Here is a 13,376-nt window from a genome sequence, read left to right on the forward strand (position 1 = left end):
CAAGACGTGTGGAGACGGAGGGCGGGTGAGCGGGGATCAGGAGTGGCGCGGCGCGCCGTCCTCCCGCGCAGTCTCCGGCGGGTTGACGGACACGGTGGCGGTCTGGCCGGCCACCAGGCGCACGCCCTCGGGCACCTGGTCGATCTTCACGCGCACCGGGATGCGCTGCGCCAGCCGCACCCAGTTGAAGGTGGGGTTGACGTTGGGCAGCAGGTTGGCGCCGGTGCTGCGGTCGCGGTCGGCGATGCCCAGCGCGATGCTTTCCACATGGCCGTGGATGCGGCGGTCGTCGCCCATCAAGGTCACGGTCACGGGATCGCCTTCGTGGATGCGGGGCAGCTTGGTTTCCTCGAAATAGCCTTCGATGTAGAACGAGCCGGAATCGACCAGCGCCATCACGCCACGGCCGGCGGTGGCGTAGGCGCCGGCGCGCAGGTCCAGGTTGGTCACACGGCCGTCGGTGGCGGCCAGCACGCGGCTGCGCTCCAGGTTCAGGCGCGCGCTGTTCAGCTGCACCTCGGCCTGGGCCAGCGCGGCCTCGGTCTGCTGCAGCTTGGTCTGGCTCTGTTCCAGGGCTTCCGCCGCGACCAGCTGGCCCAGCGCGCGGTTGCGCTTGGCATCGCGCAGCGCCTGTTCACGCGCCACCTGCTGCGAGCGCACCGAGGCCTGGGCCTGGTCGTAGGCGAGCTGGAAGCGGGCGCGGTCGATTTCGAACAGCACGTCGCCGGCCTTCACGTCCTGGTTGTCGTGCACCGGCACGTCGGTGACCAGGCCGGACACATCCGGCGCGACCTGCACCACATAGGCCTTGACGCGGCCGTCGCGGGTCCAGGGTTCGATTTCGTAATGCACCCAGAGCTGCCAGCCGGCCGCGACGGCGGCGGCCACGACGGCGGCCGTCAGCGCGAACTTGCCGATGGCGGCGGGGCGCAGGGCATTGGGGATCTTCATGCGAGTCTCTGGAAAATATAGGGAGATATCAGGGTGATGCCGTAAAGCAGCACCACGAACAGCGCCAGGTCGAACAGCGCCGGGTGCCACACCAGCCGGTACAGGCCGGCCCGGGCCAGCAGCCGGCGCAGGGCCCAGGCCACGCCCAGCGTGACCACGCCCAGCACCAGCAGCCAGGGAAAGTAAATGCCGTAAAGATTGAATTCGCCGATCATGATGCGTGGCCCTCCAGGTGGGGATGGGCGGGTTGGTACTCGGGCGCGTCGGGGAAGAAGGCGCGGCGGATGCCCACCAGCGCCACCACCGCGCGGGCGCGCGCGGCCGGGCCGGCGGGCGCGCCCGCCACGCCGGCCAGCGCGCGGTCGATCTGCGCCAGGAATTCCGGCGTCTTCTGGCCACCGCGCCACGACGAACGATCGCGGAAGTAGCGCGCCAGTCCGTCGAGCACGGGGCGCAGCACCGGCTCGGCCATGGGCAGGTGGCGGCGCGCGCGCTGCAGTTCGGTGATGTCGCGGCCCACGCGCAGGTCCTTGAGCGCGTCGGCGGCCATCACGTCGTCGGGGCGCTTGGCCAGCGCCAGGCGCGGCTGCAGCAGGCCGATGCGGTCCAGCATGCGCGCCGCGTAGCCGTGGCGGGCCTGGGTGCGCGGCGAGGCCGCCAGCGCCGCCAGGTCGCGCCAGTTGGCGGCCTGGATGCGGCGCGCGCTCCAGTCGGCGCTGACGGTGCGGAAGATGGCGGCGATCACCGCCGCCAGGCCCACGCCCATGATCTGCGCGACCTGGGTGTCGATGAACGAGACCAGGTCGGCGGTGTTGGTGTCGTGCAGCGCCATGGTGCCGACGAAGCCGAACAGTACCGCCATGGCCTTGCCGGCGGTGGCCGGGCGGGCGATGAACACGCCGATCACGAAGGCGGTGGGCAGCATAGCCAGCGCCAGCATCTCGAAGGAATGGATGGCGGGCATGATGCCCAGCAGGTACAGCGCCGACAGCGGGATCGAATACACCGTGTAGGTCAGGAACTGCATGATGCCTGGCACGGGATTGTCCTGCGAGGCGAAGAAGCAGCTGAAGATGGCGGCCATGAGCGCGGCGGTGGCGCCGTTGCTCCAGGCGGTGCCGATCCAGAACGCGCAGCAGGCGGCGATGGCCAGGCCGGCGGCGGCGGCCGACAGCAGCGCCATGCCGTGGTCGCGGTGCAGCGGGTGGCGCTGCGCGTCCAGGTGGCGCGTCGCGCGTCGCGCGGCGCCGTTCAGCCCGGCGCGGATCTCGCGCCGCAGCGTCAGGCATTCGTCATAGCCGTCGATCAGCTCGCGCAGCCGGGTCATCAGGCTGGCCAGCAGCGCGTCGCGCCAGCTGGAGTGGCTGTCGATGGCCGGCGTCAGCCGGACGGCGGCCGCGCGCAGCCGCAGCGCGGTGGCATGGGTGGCACGCGGACCGGCGTCGATCCATTTGGAAATGCTGGCCAGCAGGCGTGCGACGTTCTCGGGCAGCGGCTGGCCGTCGGCCTGCAGGGCGCGCATGCGGTCCTCGACGGCCGAGACAATGGGCGTCAGCGCCGCGACGCGGTCCTGCATGGCGCGCACCGCGCCGGCGGTCCAGCGCAGGTTGCTGGTGTCGAACGGCACGTGGGTCGACAGCAGGCGCAGCTGGGTGATGTCGTTGGCCAGGGTGCGGCGGTCCTTGTCGGACTTGCCGGCGTCGCCGCCGGCCAGGATGTCTTGCATCCAGAGCCGGGCGTCGCGCACGGCCTTGTCCAGCAGCAGCGTCAGCGCCGGCGCCAGGCCGCGCGGCAGCACCACGCTGTGGACCAGCGTGGCGCAGACGATGCCCAGCGCGATTTCCTCGACGCGGGCCAGCGCGGTGTCGAACACCAGCGTGGGTTCGGAGACGGACGGGAAGCCGATCATGGCGGCGGTGTAGCCGGCCAGCATGAACAGATAGGAGCGCGGCGTGCGGTCCAGCACCGACATATACAGGCAGGCGCCGACCCACAGGGCCATGGCGGCGGTCATCACCACGGGCGAGTTGGACAGGCGCGGCACCATGTAGACCGTCATGGCCGAGCCGACGAAAGTGCCAACCAGCCGGTACAGCGCCTTGGAGCGCACCGCGCCGGACCAGGGCTGCGACACGATGTAGGCCGTGGTCATGGCCCAGAACGGACGCGGCAGACCCATGCTGTACGACAGATAGAGCGCCAGCATCGCGCCCGCGTAGCTCTTGAGCGAGAACACGGTTTCGCGGACATTGGGCAGCGCCGGCAGCTTCATGGCCGGTAGTCCTCCTGCGCGCCGGCGGCGCTGCGGCCCAGCGCGGCCTTGAGCGCCTCGGACACGCGCAGGCAGGCTTGCAGGTCGTCTTCGCTGATGCCGTCGAACAGGCGCCGGCGCAGCGCGACCAGCACGTCCTCGACCTGGGCGCGCAGCGCCTGGCCGGCCTCGGTCAGGTGCAGGGTCTTGGCGCGGCGGTCATGCGGGTCTTCGCGCCGTTCCATCAGGCCGGCGGCGACCAGCTGGTCCAGCACGCGCACCAGGGAAGGGCCTTCCACGCCCAGCGCCTCGGCCAGCGCGCCCTGGCGCACGCCGTCGCCCAGGCGGCCGGCGAGGATGACGGGCCAGGCGGTGGCCTGGGACAGGCCGTAGTCGGCCAGCGCCTTGTCGGCGGCGCCGCGATAGGCGCGCGACAGCACCATGAGATTTGCGGTGGTGGCCATGAGCAGTGAGTCGGAAGGCGTGTTCATGAATTAGATTGTATCCTATCTATTAGCTTACTAATAAATGAAAATGAACGATATCTCCATGAATTTTTTCAATCGGGACGATCGGAGGCGGGCTTTCCATGGATGGAAAGCCGGGAGGCGGGAGCGGAAAGGAGGGAGCGCCGGCCCGGATCAGGCCGGCGCGCGGCCGTCAGCCGTTGCAGTCGGCCCAGCAGTTGGGCGTTTCGTACAGGCGCACGCGGGTCAGGCGCAGCTCGGCGCCATAGTGGCCGTGATAGTGCGGCGCCAGTGTCTCGAAGACGATGGCGGCCAGGTTCTCGGCCGTGGGGATGCGGTCCAGCACCACGGTCTTGTGGTCGGGCAGGGTGTCCAGGAAGCCGCGCACGGCGGCGTCGCCCTCATAGACCAGGAAGGCGTGGTCCCAGACGTCGACGATGTGCTGCTTGGCGATCTGCTTGATTTCGGAGAAATCCATCAGCATGCCGTTGTCGGACTCGCCGGGCGCCTGCACCACGTCGCCGGTCAGGGTGATTTCCAGCACATAGCGGTGGCCGTGCAGGTTGCGGCATTGGCTGCGGTGGTCGGGAATGCGGTGGCCGGCGTCGAATTCCAGCCTGCGGGTCACGGAGATCATTGCGCGCTCCGCGAAGCGTAGGGGTGAATCATGGAATGCCTATGTATTTATGCGTTTGCAGGCTGAGCCGCCATTGCGGATGCTGCGTACAGTACTGGACGGCCTGTTCGGTATTCGCCACGCGGGCGGGGCCGTCCATGGGTTGCAGGAAGAAATGCTCGAAATCCAGGTGCGCGAAGCGTTCGGGCAGCGCGTTGGCCTGGGGATAGACCAGCTTGAGCTCGTTGCCGCGTTCCAGCACCACCGGCGCCGTGCCCTTCGGGCTGACGCAGATCCAGTCGATGCCGGCCGGCGCGGGCACCGTGCCGTTGGTCTCGATGGCGACCGTGAAACCGCGCGCGTGCACCTCGGCCAGCAGGGCTTCGTCCAGCTGCAGCAGCGGCTCGCCGCCGGTGAAGACCACGTAGCGCCGTTCCGCGCCGGGGCCCCAGGCCGTGGCGATGGCGTCGGCCAGCGCCTGCGCCGTGCTGAATTTGCCGCCGCCTTCGCCATCGGTGCCGATGAAGTCGGTATCGCAGAAGGTGCAGGCGGCGCTGGCGCGGTCGCTCTCGCGGCCGGTCCAGAGGTTGCAGCCCGCGAACCGGCAGAACACCGCCGCGCGGCCGGCGTGGGCGCCTTCGCCCTGCAGCGTCTTGAAGATCTCTTTGGCGGAATAAGTCATGGGGATGCCGGAATTCGGGCAAAAGCGGACTATTTTAGCGCTCCCGGCAAAGCCGTGCCGGGCGTTGGCGTAGACTTGGCGCCCATGTTTCATATCCAAGATTCCCTGTACCTGGACGAGCGCGAGCTTGTGTTCACCATGATCCGCGCCCAGGGCGCGGGCGGGCAGAACGTCAACAAGGTGTCCAGCGCCGTGCATCTGCGCTTCGACGTGCGCGCTTCCAGCCTGCCGGCCGAGGTTCAGGACGCGCTGTGCGCGCTCAACGACCACCGCGTCTCCAAGGACGGCGTCATCGTCATCAAGTCGCAGTCCTTCCGCAGCCAGGAAAAGAACCGCGCCGAGGCGATCGAGCGCCTGATCGCGATGGTGCGCGCGGCGGCGCGCACCGAAAAACCGCGCCGGCCGACGCGGCCCACCCGCGCCTCGCAGCGCCGGCGCGTGCAGCGCAAGGTGCTGCATGGCGAGGTCAAGCGGCTGCGCGGCAGGGTCGGACATGAATGAGGGCGCCAGCGCCCGCGTTTTGCGCCGGGCCGTGCTTGCGCGTGCGGCGGACCCGGCGCGCGGCTGCCGCGAGTACCCCCATTCGCGGAGGGGGCATGAGCATATATCGAGCTTTAACGATATATGATTCGATAAATTGCGATATTTGAATATGAACCCGGATCCTTCGAATTCCGCTGCCGCCGGCGACGACCCACCCGTCAACGCCGACGCCATCCTCAAGGCGCTCGCCAACCCGGTGCGCCGCGAGATCCTGGCGTGGCTGAAGGATCCCAAGGCGTATTTCGAGGAACGCCCGGGCCATACCTTCGAGCATGGCGTCTGCGCCGGCCACATCGACGGCCGCTGCGGACTGTCCCAGTCGACGGTGTCCACGCATCTGGCCGTGCTGCAGCGCGCCGGCCTGATCACGGCCACCAAGGTCGGGCAATGGGTGTTCTTTCGTCGCAATGAAGCCCTGATCGCCGCATTCCTGCGGCAACTGAACCAGGACATGTAGCGCCGTCCGTTCAGCAACGCCCTGGCAGGCGCCGGGGCAAGAGGAAGTCGCATGAGCCTATTGTTCGAACCCCTGGTCCTGGGAGACCTGACCCTGCCCAACCGCGTCATCATGGCGCCGCTGACGCGCATGCACGCCAGCCCCGGCCGCGTGCCCAACGCGCTGATGGCCGAGTACTACACGCAGCGCGCCGGCGCGGGCCTGATCCTGTCGGAAGCCACCGCCGTGACGCCGCAGGGCGTGGGCTATGCCGACACGCCGGGACTGTGGACGCCCGAGCAGGTGCAGGGCTGGCGCCAGGTCACCGCCGCCGTGCATGCGGCCGGCGGCCGCATCTTTGCGCAGCTCTGGCACGTGGGCCGCATCTCGGACCCCATGTTCCTGGACGGCCAGTTGCCGGTGGCGCCCAGCGCCCTGGCAGCGCGCGGCCACGTCAGCCACGTGCGCCCGCAGCGCGCCTACGTGACGCCGCGCGCGCTGGAAACGGCGGAACTGCCCGGCGTGATCCAGGCCTACCGGCTGGGCGCGCAGATGGCGCAGGAAGCGGGTTTCGACGGCGTGGAAGTGCATGCGGCCAATGGCTACCTGCTGGATCAGTTCCTGCAGGACAGCACCAATCTGCGCGAGGACGATTATGGCGGCCCGGTGGAGAACCGCGCGCGCCTGCTGCTGGAGGCGACCGACGCCTGCGTCGGCGTCTGGGGCGCGGGCCGCGTGGGCGTGCACCTGTCGCCGCGCGGCGAGATCCATACCATGGGCGATTCGGACCGCGCCGGCACCTTTGGCTACGTGGCGTCCGAACTCGGCCGGCGCCGCATCGCGTTCCTGTGCGTGCGCGAGCATGAGGCGCCCGACAGCATCGGCCCCGCGCTCAAGGCGGCCTTCGGCGGCGCCTATATCGCCAACGAAGGCTTCACGCGCGAGTCCGCCGAGGCCGCGATCGCCGCAGGCCGCGCCGACGCGGTGGCATTCGGCGTGCAGTACATCGCCAATCCGGACCTGGCGCAGCGTTTCGCGCTGAAGGCGCCGCTGAACCGGCCCAACCCCGCCACGTTCTATGCGCCGGGACCCGGGGGCTATACGGACTATCCGGCGCTGGCCTGAGGTCGGACGCTGGGCGAGGCGCGCATCGGCGCGTCCGCGCCCGGGGGACGTCGCGCGTCAGAGCGCCGCGCGCGCGGGGTAGGTGAACAGGCTGAAATGCGCGACGTTCAGCGCCAGGTGCGCCAGCACCGCCGCCGCCAGGCCGCCATGGCGGTAGGCCAGGCCGTAGGCCGCGCCCGCCAGGCCCGCCAGCAGCATCCATTGCCAGCCGCCGGCATAGTGCGCCAGGCCGAACAGCACGGCCGCGCAAAGCAGCGCGGCATTGGCGCCCCAGCGGCGCGCGCGCCACAGCCGGCCCAGCCGTTCCTGGATGTAGCCACGGAACAGCGCTTCCTCCGCCAGCGTCACCAGCAAGGCATTGTTGACCAGCCACAGCCAGCCCTTGTCCGGCCATTTGGGGGCCCAGCCGACCATGCCCAGCGCCAGCGCCAGCGTCAGGCACACGAACACCGCCGCCGCGCCGCAGGCCAGCGTGGCGCGCAGCGTGCGGCCCGCGTCCAGGCCCATCATGACTGGCGGCAGGGCCAGGATGATCCAGAACGCCACCAGCGGTTTGTCCAGGTTCAGGTACATGCTGAACGGCACGGCGTCCGGACTGAGCGGCGCGCGCGGGATCACCAGCGGATTGTGGAATCCCGGCATCAGGTGCAGGAACAGCGCTGCCGCCACGGCGATGAACAGCGCGTGGCCGGCCAGCCGCAAGGCGGCCGGGGCCGGAGGCTGCACCAGCAGGGCGGCCAGCGCCAGCAGCGCCGGCGCGGTCAGGGCGGCGGGGTCCAGCGCGCCCTGCGTGCCGGCCCAGGCATAGGCCGCCACCAGCGCCAGGGGCGCCCAGCGGCGCGTGGCGGGGGGCCACAGCAAGGCGGCGGACAGGAACAGGACGGACCAGGGGGACAGCAGGGACACCGGAAACTCGCAATCGGGAAAAGTGGCGAGTGTAAACGGTGACGGGCTTTTCATTTTCCGGCTTTCGGGCGACCATGCGGCCAGCGCGGCGGCGCGCGCCGCCGTGTTTTCCCACATCGAAGCAGAGGTTTGCCCATGAAAATGATCGCGTGGTTGATGCTGGCGGCGGCGGTCCTGCCGTTCCTGTCCGCCATCCTGGCCAAGGCGGGCGGCAAGAAGTTCGACAACAACGACCCGCGTCCCTGGCTGGCGCGGCAGGAGGGCTGGCGCGCACGCGCCAACGCGGCGCAGAGCAATGCCTTCGAGGCGCTGCCCTTCTTCTACGCGGCGGTCTTGTTCGCGCTGCACAACCAGGCCGACGCGACGCGCGTGGCCACGCTGATGGCGTGCTGGCTGGGGCTGCGACTGGGCTATCTGGCCATGTACGTGGCGGGTTGGGGCGCGCTGCGTTCGCTGGTCTGGGCGAGCAGCATCGGCTTCATCATCGCCATCCTGTTCACCGGCGTCTGAGCCGGCCGCCGCGCCGCCCGGGGCCTCGGCCGGCCCGTCGGCGCGGCGTCATTTCCACTCGAAGACGGCGCGTGCGGCGCCGGCGCCCTTGACCGCGACCTGGCGCTCCTGCGCCTGGCCCTTGTAGGTGGCCGACACCTTGTAGTCGCCGGCCGGCAGCCTGACCAGCATGTACGGGCCTTCCGAAGTCGCGCGCAGCACCGGCTTGCCCTGGCCGTCGTGTATGACCACGGCCACGTCCGCGACATAGTCGGCCTTGCCACCGACCTGTGCGGCGAAGGTCAGCGCCAGGGGATAGTCCTTGGCGGCGGCCTTCAGGGCTTCGGATTCGTCGAGCCCGATGCCGCCGCTGACGTACTGCACCGATCCCTGATGCTGGACCGGCGGCAGTCCCGCCTGCGCGGTGTTCAGCAGGCCGGCGATGGCCATGCTGCCCAAGGCCATGGCCGCGGCCATGGTGCAACGTTCGATGCGCTTGTTCATGCTGTTCTCCTTGATCCGACGGACGGCGGCGCGCCGCGCAGGGCGCTGGCCGGCGCGCGTCATGCGTTTCGACCCGTGATGGCGTCCGGAGTTCGCGCGCCGGCGTGTGCGCGGGCCAGCGTGAAGAGGAGTTCGCTTTCGCCGTTCAGCGTGCCGTCAGGCGCGTAGCGCCGCTCGTGCAGCAGTCCGGCGCCATTCTCACGCAAGGCCAGCACGGCCGAGCTGCGGGTGCCATAGGTAGGGCTGACGATGAAGGGGCTGCTCAGCAGCTTCTCGCGGTCCGGCGGCAGGCCGGTGGCGGGCAGTTCGTCGTCGGCGGCCGGTTCACGGTCGGCCAGGGCCGCATACAGCGCGGGCAGGTCGGGCTGGGGGCCTTGGCGCAGCACCTCGGCGAAGGCGCGCTTGGTGCGCGCGAGCTTAGGCCAGGGCGTGTCCAGCAGGTGGTTGGACAGCGCGTACACGCCCGCCATGAGCCGGCGGGGCGGGCCGTTGCGATTGCTGAGGTACCAGGCGTGTTCCATATCGCCCACGATCAGGTTGAAGCCGTTGTAGGCCTGCCCCTCGGCGTGGACGCGCCCCATGTATTCGGCCGGCGGCTCGGCGCCGCGCAGGTAGCGTTCGACCAGCGCGCCGCGCGAGGGCGCGTCGGCGCGGTTCAGGCCGGGTTCGCGGAAATTGGTGACCAGCGCGTAGCGGCCCCGCGCCGACGCGCCCATCCAGGTGCCGCCGGCCAGGCCGTCGCGCCCGGCGTAGATGCCGGCCGCGTCGGGCCATTGCGCGGCGGCCAGCGTCGGCCGGGCATGGAACTCGTCGCGGTTGGCGGCGATCAGGACCGGGATGCCGGGCAGGGCGTTCAGGGCGAGCACGGCCAGGCACATGGTCAGTCCTTGATGAGCGGCGCCACCTCGGGCGCGGCCAGCCGGAAGTAGTCTTCCGTGTCGAGCAGGATGGAGGCGTCCAGACGGCCGGCGTTGAACACGATTTCATCGTGCCGATTGCGCAGCGTGGGGTCGACCAGCAGGTGCAGCTCGGGATTGAAGGAGAAGGGCGGGATGGCGCCGATCTCGCAACCTGTCAGCTCGCGCGCCAGGTCCTGCGAGGCCAGCGAGGCCTTCTTGCCGCCGGCGGCGCGGGCGATGGCGTCCAGGTCGGCCTGGCGGTCGGCGGGGAACACGGCCAGCACATTGCGGCGCTGGTTCGAGGAAATCTTCACGCGGCAGACCAGCGCCTTGGCGCCCTGGCTCACGGCGGTGCCGCGGATGGCGGCGACTTCGACCGATTTGCCGGCTGCGGCGTGCTCGATCAGGCGGTAGCGCGCCTGATGGCGGGCCAGCAGGGCTTGCAGTTGACTGAATACGTCCATGGTGGATCCGGGATCGCGGGTGTGCGGAACGGGCGGGCGGGAGGCCGCAACCGCAGCGAGCATGATACGCCCGCGCTAGATCTCGCCGGTGAAGGCATAGCCCCAGCCCCAGACCGTCCGGATCGGCAGGTCCAGGTGCATGTCCTGCGCCTTGCGCCGCAATCGGCTCACCACCACGTCGGTGCGGCGCACCGAGTCGCGGCCGGCCTGGGGATCGGGCGCGAAGGCGTCGCTGCGCGGCAGGCGCTTGTCCATGGCCGAGGTCAGCTTGAGCAGGAATTCGCGCTCGGCCTGGGTCAGCGGCAGGCGCTCGCCGCGCGGGCTGACCAAGGTCCAGGCCGCGTCCTGGAACTGCCAGCGTCCGGCGGCGCCGGCGGCCGTGGGCTGCGCCCGTGTCTCTGCCTCGGCATGGCGACGTCCCGAAGGCGGCGTGCGGCGCACCAGCGCCTGCAGCGCGGCGGCGATCTCGGCCGTCGCGACGTCGGGCTGGAAGCAGACGTCGGCGCCGCAGTGCAGGCCGAGGATGCGGTTTTCCGGTGAATCGAAGGTGGAGATGGCGACGATGCCCGCCGTGGTATCCATGGCGCGCAGGCCGGCGACCGCCATGCACAGATCGGTCAGCTCTGCTTCCATGACGAGCAGCGGCGTGCGGCGGGTCTGGAACAGGCGGAACAGGCCGTTGGAATCTTCGCAGCGGCGGGGCGAGAAGCCCATTTCGGCCAGCGCGCCGCTGCGGCGCGCGCGCTGATCGGCGTCTGGAGAAAAGACGATCAGGTCTAGTAGGTCATTCATGAATCGTTGTGGGGGTCATTGCAGCTCGAGCGCATGAATGATGCATCGGTTACCAGTGATTCCCAAACCTCGCACAACGCCCCTTTCTGACCCGAATTCTCGGACATGGCCCGCCGCATCCTGTGGCGTGCGCGATGTTGGTGCATGATGCCGGCGGATGAACCGGCCGCCCGGCGGACAGGCCGGCGGCATTCGCGCATCGATGGTGTAATGGGTCAGGCCAGCCGGAGGCGATCCTTCCCGGCCTCCGCCGTTTCCGCCGGCGCGGGCCCCACGGGCCGCGATCCGGCGCATTCCTCAACGGTCTTCCGTCCGCCGCGCGCGCGGCGGCGAGGCCGCGCTACAGGAGCACGCAATGAAGATCCTGATCGTCCTGACTTCCCACGACACGCTGGGCGCCACCGGGCGCAAGACCGGCTTCTGGCTGGAGGAGTTCGCCGCGCCGTACTACGCCTTCCTGGATGCAGGCGCCGAGCTGACGCTGGCCTCGCCCAAGGGCGGCCAGCCGCCGCTGGATCCCAAGAGCGACGACCCCGAGGCCCAGACCGAGGCCACCCATCGTTTCCGTGGCGATGCCGAGGCCCAGCGCCGGCTCGCGGCCACGCTGCCGTTGGCCGAGGCGCAGGCGGCCGATCATGATGCCGTGTTCTACCCGGGCGGCCACGGGCCGCTGTGGGATCTGGCGGAGGATCCGCGCTCGGTGAAGCTGATCCAGAACATGCTGGCCGCCGGCAAGCCCGTCGCGGCGGTGTGCCATGCGCCGGGCGTGCTGCGCCACGCCAAGACCGCCGACGGCAAGCCGATGGTGCAGGGCAGGCAGGTCACGGGCTTTTCCAACGCCGAGGAGGCCGCCGTGGGGCTGAGCCAGATCGTGCCGTTCCTGGTCGAGGACGAACTGGTGCGCCTGGGCGCGCAGTACAGCCGCGCCGAGGACTGGCAGCCGCACGTGATCGCCGACGGGCTGCTGATCACCGGGCAGAATCCGGCATCGTCGGTCGGGGTGGCCGAGGCCTTGCTGGAGCGCCTGCGCCAGTGAAGCGACAGGCGTCGGAGATGCGCCGCCCAGCGCGCGCGGACCCTGCAGCAATGTGTCAGAATCGCTACTTTATGATTCCGACGCGGCGCCATCGCAGTGCCGCGCATGCCTTGTTCGATGCCTCCAGACGTACCCTTAGTGCCGCCGTCACCGTCAGACGGCCTGGCTGCCCCATCCCCGGCCACGGATGTCCCGCAGCGTTTTTCGACGGAAGGGGAGCCGCCCGGCTCCTGTGAGGCGGCGCTGTTCGCCGCGATGCGCGCGCGCGATCCGGCCACCGGCCGGCACTGCCACCGCGTGGTGGCGCTGAGCGTGGCGCTGGCCCGCGCCTGCGGCCTGGCCGAAGACGAGCTGGAGTCCATCGCGGTCGCCGCCCGCCTGCACGACCTGGGCAAGATCGCCACGCCCGATCGCGTGCTGTTCTCGCCCGGCAGGCTGGAAAACGAAGACTGGGAAATCATGAAGTCGCACGCCGCCGTGGGCGCCGACATCATCCGTCAGAGCGACCTGCCGGGACGCGACCGGATCGCGCTGGCGGTGCGTCACCATCACGAGCATTTCGACGGCTCGGGGTATCCGGACGGATTGGCGGGCCACGACATCCCGCTGCATTCGCGCATCATTTCCCTGGCGGATTCCTACGACGCGCTGGGCGACGCGCGGCCCTATCACCCGGCCCGCACGCATGCGCAGATCATGCTGATCCTGCATCGCGAGGCCGGCGCCAAGTGCGATCCCGACCTGCTGCGGGTGTTCGAGGGCATGATCAGGCACAGCCCGCTGCGGGTGCCCTGAGGGGCGTCTGGCCGTCGCGTCAGGGCGCGGGGCGGGAGTCCGGCGCGCCCTGGCCGGCTGCGTCCTCGTCGCCGTCGGACAGGATCAGCGTGTAGCGCCGCAGCGGTTCCTTGAAGTAGGCGCCCCCCGCCTTGTCGACGCGTCCGTGCAGCAGCAATGTCTTGCGGCCCTCGACGATGTCGCCGCCGTCGGCCGCCTGCACGGTCGCTTCCACGCAATCGCCTTCGAGGTAGCCACGGGTCCGCACCACGAGATTCAGGTCGACGTAGTGATCGACCTCGCCGCCGGTGATCCGGCCATGGTCGGGCCCGCGCGTCCAGTAGATATCAATGACCTTGCCGCCGGCGCGCTCGGTGGGCGCGCAGTCGCGCGCGTCGCCGGCCGCCGTTCCGCTCGCGGCGGGCGTGGCCGGCGCCAGGC

The 13,376-nt window shown here is 70.1% G+C and carries 18 protein-coding genes; 6 read left to right on the forward strand and 12 right to left on the reverse strand.

The genetic code is table 11. The features are described 5' to 3' along the window. Positions 1-36: 36 nt before the first annotated feature. The 6 genes from AC6LJ9_RS24210 to queE all read right to left on the reverse strand — a co-directional run bounded on the left by AC6LJ9_RS24210 (position 37) and on the right by queE (position 4,967). On the reverse strand, positions 37-951 hold the full coding sequence (locus tag AC6LJ9_RS24210; RefSeq protein ID WP_212320549.1) for an efflux RND transporter periplasmic adaptor subunit: 915 nt from the start codon (positions 949-951) through the stop codon (positions 37-39). Next, positions 948-1,166 (reverse strand): DUF1656 domain-containing protein, encoded by a 219-nt coding sequence (locus tag AC6LJ9_RS24215; RefSeq protein WP_498149522.1) that lies wholly within the window; start codon positions 1,164-1,166, stop codon positions 948-950. The genes AC6LJ9_RS24210 and AC6LJ9_RS24215 overlap by 4 nt, the downstream gene beginning before the upstream one ends. Further along, on the reverse strand, positions 1,163-3,223 hold the full coding sequence (locus AC6LJ9_RS24220) for an FUSC family protein (RefSeq protein WP_498149523.1): 2,061 nt from the start codon (positions 3,221-3,223) through the stop codon (positions 1,163-1,165). Before AC6LJ9_RS24220 ends, AC6LJ9_RS24215 begins: the two co-directional genes overlap by 4 nt. Next, positions 3,220-3,693: a MarR family winged helix-turn-helix transcriptional regulator gene (locus AC6LJ9_RS24225; RefSeq protein WP_103274652.1), complete on the reverse strand. Its 474-nt coding sequence runs from the start codon at positions 3,691-3,693 to the stop codon at positions 3,220-3,222. The genes AC6LJ9_RS24220 and AC6LJ9_RS24225 overlap by 4 nt, the downstream gene beginning before the upstream one ends. 169 nt (positions 3,694-3,862) lie before the next feature. Next, positions 3,863-4,306 carry a 6-carboxytetrahydropterin synthase QueD gene (gene queD / locus AC6LJ9_RS24230; RefSeq protein WP_498149524.1) on the reverse strand — a complete coding sequence of 148 codons (444 nt, stop codon included), beginning with the start codon at positions 4,304-4,306 and terminating at the stop codon, positions 3,863-3,865. Positions 4,307-4,334: 28 nt separating this feature from the next. Then, positions 4,335-4,967: a 7-carboxy-7-deazaguanine synthase gene (queE, locus tag AC6LJ9_RS24235; RefSeq protein ID WP_498149525.1), complete on the reverse strand. Its 633-nt coding sequence runs from the start codon at positions 4,965-4,967 to the stop codon at positions 4,335-4,337. Between the two features lie 84 nt (positions 4,968-5,051). Here queE and arfB point away from each other — a divergent pair, with 84 nt between their 5' ends. The 3 genes from arfB to AC6LJ9_RS24250 all read left to right on the forward strand — a co-directional run bounded on the left by arfB (position 5,052) and on the right by AC6LJ9_RS24250 (position 7,071). Beyond that, entirely contained in the window at positions 5,052-5,468 is a 417-nt protein-coding gene (arfB, locus tag AC6LJ9_RS24240; protein ID WP_498149526.1) for an alternative ribosome rescue aminoacyl-tRNA hydrolase ArfB, read from the forward strand. A 151-nt stretch (positions 5,469-5,619) separates the two neighbouring features. Next, positions 5,620-5,967 carry an ArsR/SmtB family transcription factor gene (locus AC6LJ9_RS24245; RefSeq protein ID WP_212318075.1) on the forward strand — a complete coding sequence of 116 codons (348 nt, stop codon included), beginning with the start codon at positions 5,620-5,622 and terminating at the stop codon, positions 5,965-5,967. A gap of 51 nt (positions 5,968-6,018) precedes the next feature. Next, entirely contained in the window at positions 6,019-7,071 is a 1,053-nt protein-coding gene (locus AC6LJ9_RS24250; RefSeq protein ID WP_498149527.1) for an alkene reductase, read from the forward strand. A 57-nt stretch (positions 7,072-7,128) separates the two neighbouring features. On the opposite strand, the gene AC6LJ9_RS24255 is transcribed toward AC6LJ9_RS24250, so the two are convergent. Continuing rightward, on the reverse strand, positions 7,129-7,977 hold the full coding sequence (locus tag AC6LJ9_RS24255; protein ID WP_498149528.1) for a CPBP family intramembrane glutamic endopeptidase: 849 nt from the start codon (positions 7,975-7,977) through the stop codon (positions 7,129-7,131). Between the two features lie 135 nt (positions 7,978-8,112). Here AC6LJ9_RS24255 and AC6LJ9_RS24260 point away from each other — a divergent pair, with 135 nt between their 5' ends. Continuing rightward, positions 8,113-8,487 (forward strand): MAPEG family protein, encoded by a 375-nt coding sequence (locus AC6LJ9_RS24260; RefSeq protein WP_498149529.1) that lies wholly within the window; start codon positions 8,113-8,115, stop codon positions 8,485-8,487. A gap of 48 nt (positions 8,488-8,535) precedes the next feature. Here AC6LJ9_RS24260 and AC6LJ9_RS24265 read toward each other — a convergent pair whose 3' ends face one another. The 4 genes from AC6LJ9_RS24265 to AC6LJ9_RS24280 form a co-directional block, all read right to left on the reverse strand. Continuing rightward, entirely contained in the window at positions 8,536-8,970 is a 435-nt protein-coding gene (locus AC6LJ9_RS24265; RefSeq protein ID WP_498149530.1) for a carboxypeptidase-like regulatory domain-containing protein, read from the reverse strand. A gap of 59 nt (positions 8,971-9,029) precedes the next feature. Continuing rightward, a complete protein-coding gene (locus AC6LJ9_RS24270) occupies positions 9,030-9,848 on the reverse strand; it encodes an NRDE family protein (RefSeq protein ID WP_498149531.1) in 819 nt (272 codons plus the stop codon). Between the two features lie 2 nt (positions 9,849-9,850). Next, a complete protein-coding gene (locus AC6LJ9_RS24275) occupies positions 9,851-10,333 on the reverse strand; it encodes a YbaK/prolyl-tRNA synthetase associated domain-containing protein (protein WP_498149532.1) in 483 nt (160 codons plus the stop codon). A gap of 75 nt (positions 10,334-10,408) precedes the next feature. Further along, complete coding sequence (locus AC6LJ9_RS24280) at positions 10,409-11,125, reverse strand: response regulator transcription factor (protein WP_212318062.1); 717 nt, start codon at positions 11,123-11,125, stop codon at positions 10,409-10,411. A 355-nt stretch (positions 11,126-11,480) separates the two neighbouring features. Here AC6LJ9_RS24280 and AC6LJ9_RS24285 point away from each other — a divergent pair, with 355 nt between their 5' ends. Both AC6LJ9_RS24285 and AC6LJ9_RS24290 read left to right on the forward strand, forming a co-directional pair. Then, positions 11,481-12,161 carry a type 1 glutamine amidotransferase domain-containing protein gene (locus AC6LJ9_RS24285; RefSeq protein ID WP_498149533.1) on the forward strand — a complete coding sequence of 227 codons (681 nt, stop codon included), beginning with the start codon at positions 11,481-11,483 and terminating at the stop codon, positions 12,159-12,161. 255 nt (positions 12,162-12,416) lie between these two features. Beyond that, positions 12,417-12,956, forward strand: coding sequence for an HD-GYP domain-containing protein (locus tag AC6LJ9_RS24290; RefSeq protein WP_498149534.1), 540 nt, complete (start codon positions 12,417-12,419; stop codon positions 12,954-12,956). A 19-nt stretch (positions 12,957-12,975) separates the two neighbouring features. On the opposite strand, the gene AC6LJ9_RS24295 is transcribed toward AC6LJ9_RS24290, so the two are convergent. Then, on the reverse strand, positions 12,976-13,376 hold a 401-nt coding region (locus tag AC6LJ9_RS24295), incomplete at its 5' end, for a hypothetical protein (RefSeq protein ID WP_498149535.1).

The organism is Achromobacter sp. 1011811831 (assembly GCF_059760905.1).

What these genes read in the sequence shown, in the direction of transcription:
- AC6LJ9_RS24210 (WP_212320549.1), bottom strand. Translation starts at nt 951, where the DNA reads ATGAAGATCCCCAATGCCCTGCGCCCCGCCGCCATCGGCAAGTTCGCG.
- AC6LJ9_RS24215 (WP_498149522.1), bottom strand. Translation starts at nt 1,166, where the DNA reads ATGATCGGCGAATTCAATCTTTACGGCATTTACTTTCCCTGGCTGCTG.
- AC6LJ9_RS24220 (WP_498149523.1), bottom strand. Translation starts at nt 3,223, where the DNA reads ATGAAGCTGCCGGCGCTGCCCAATGTCCGCGAAACCGTGTTCTCGCTC.
- AC6LJ9_RS24225 (WP_103274652.1), bottom strand. Translation starts at nt 3,693, where the DNA reads ATGAACACGCCTTCCGACTCACTGCTCATGGCCACCACCGCAAATCTC.
- queD (WP_498149524.1), bottom strand. Translation starts at nt 4,306, where the DNA reads ATGATCTCCGTGACCCGCAGGCTGGAATTCGACGCCGGCCACCGCATT.
- queE (WP_498149525.1), bottom strand. Translation starts at nt 4,967, where the DNA reads ATGACTTATTCCGCCAAAGAGATCTTCAAGACGCTGCAGGGCGAAGGC.
- arfB (WP_498149526.1), top strand. Translation starts at nt 5,052, where the DNA reads ATGTTTCATATCCAAGATTCCCTGTACCTGGACGAGCGCGAGCTTGTG.
- AC6LJ9_RS24245 (WP_212318075.1), top strand. Translation starts at nt 5,620, where the DNA reads ATGAACCCGGATCCTTCGAATTCCGCTGCCGCCGGCGACGACCCACCC.
- AC6LJ9_RS24250 (WP_498149527.1), top strand. Translation starts at nt 6,019, where the DNA reads ATGAGCCTATTGTTCGAACCCCTGGTCCTGGGAGACCTGACCCTGCCC.
- AC6LJ9_RS24260 (WP_498149529.1), top strand. Translation starts at nt 8,113, where the DNA reads ATGAAAATGATCGCGTGGTTGATGCTGGCGGCGGCGGTCCTGCCGTTC.
- AC6LJ9_RS24265 (WP_498149530.1), bottom strand. Translation starts at nt 8,970, where the DNA reads ATGAACAAGCGCATCGAACGTTGCACCATGGCCGCGGCCATGGCCTTG.
- AC6LJ9_RS24270 (WP_498149531.1), bottom strand. Translation starts at nt 9,848, where the DNA reads ATGTGCCTGGCCGTGCTCGCCCTGAACGCCCTGCCCGGCATCCCGGTC.
- AC6LJ9_RS24275 (WP_498149532.1), bottom strand. Translation starts at nt 10,333, where the DNA reads ATGGACGTATTCAGTCAACTGCAAGCCCTGCTGGCCCGCCATCAGGCG.
- AC6LJ9_RS24280 (WP_212318062.1), bottom strand. Translation starts at nt 11,125, where the DNA reads ATGAATGACCTACTAGACCTGATCGTCTTTTCTCCAGACGCCGATCAG.
- AC6LJ9_RS24285 (WP_498149533.1), top strand. Translation starts at nt 11,481, where the DNA reads ATGAAGATCCTGATCGTCCTGACTTCCCACGACACGCTGGGCGCCACC.
- AC6LJ9_RS24290 (WP_498149534.1), top strand. Translation starts at nt 12,417, where the DNA reads ATGCGCGCGCGCGATCCGGCCACCGGCCGGCACTGCCACCGCGTGGTG.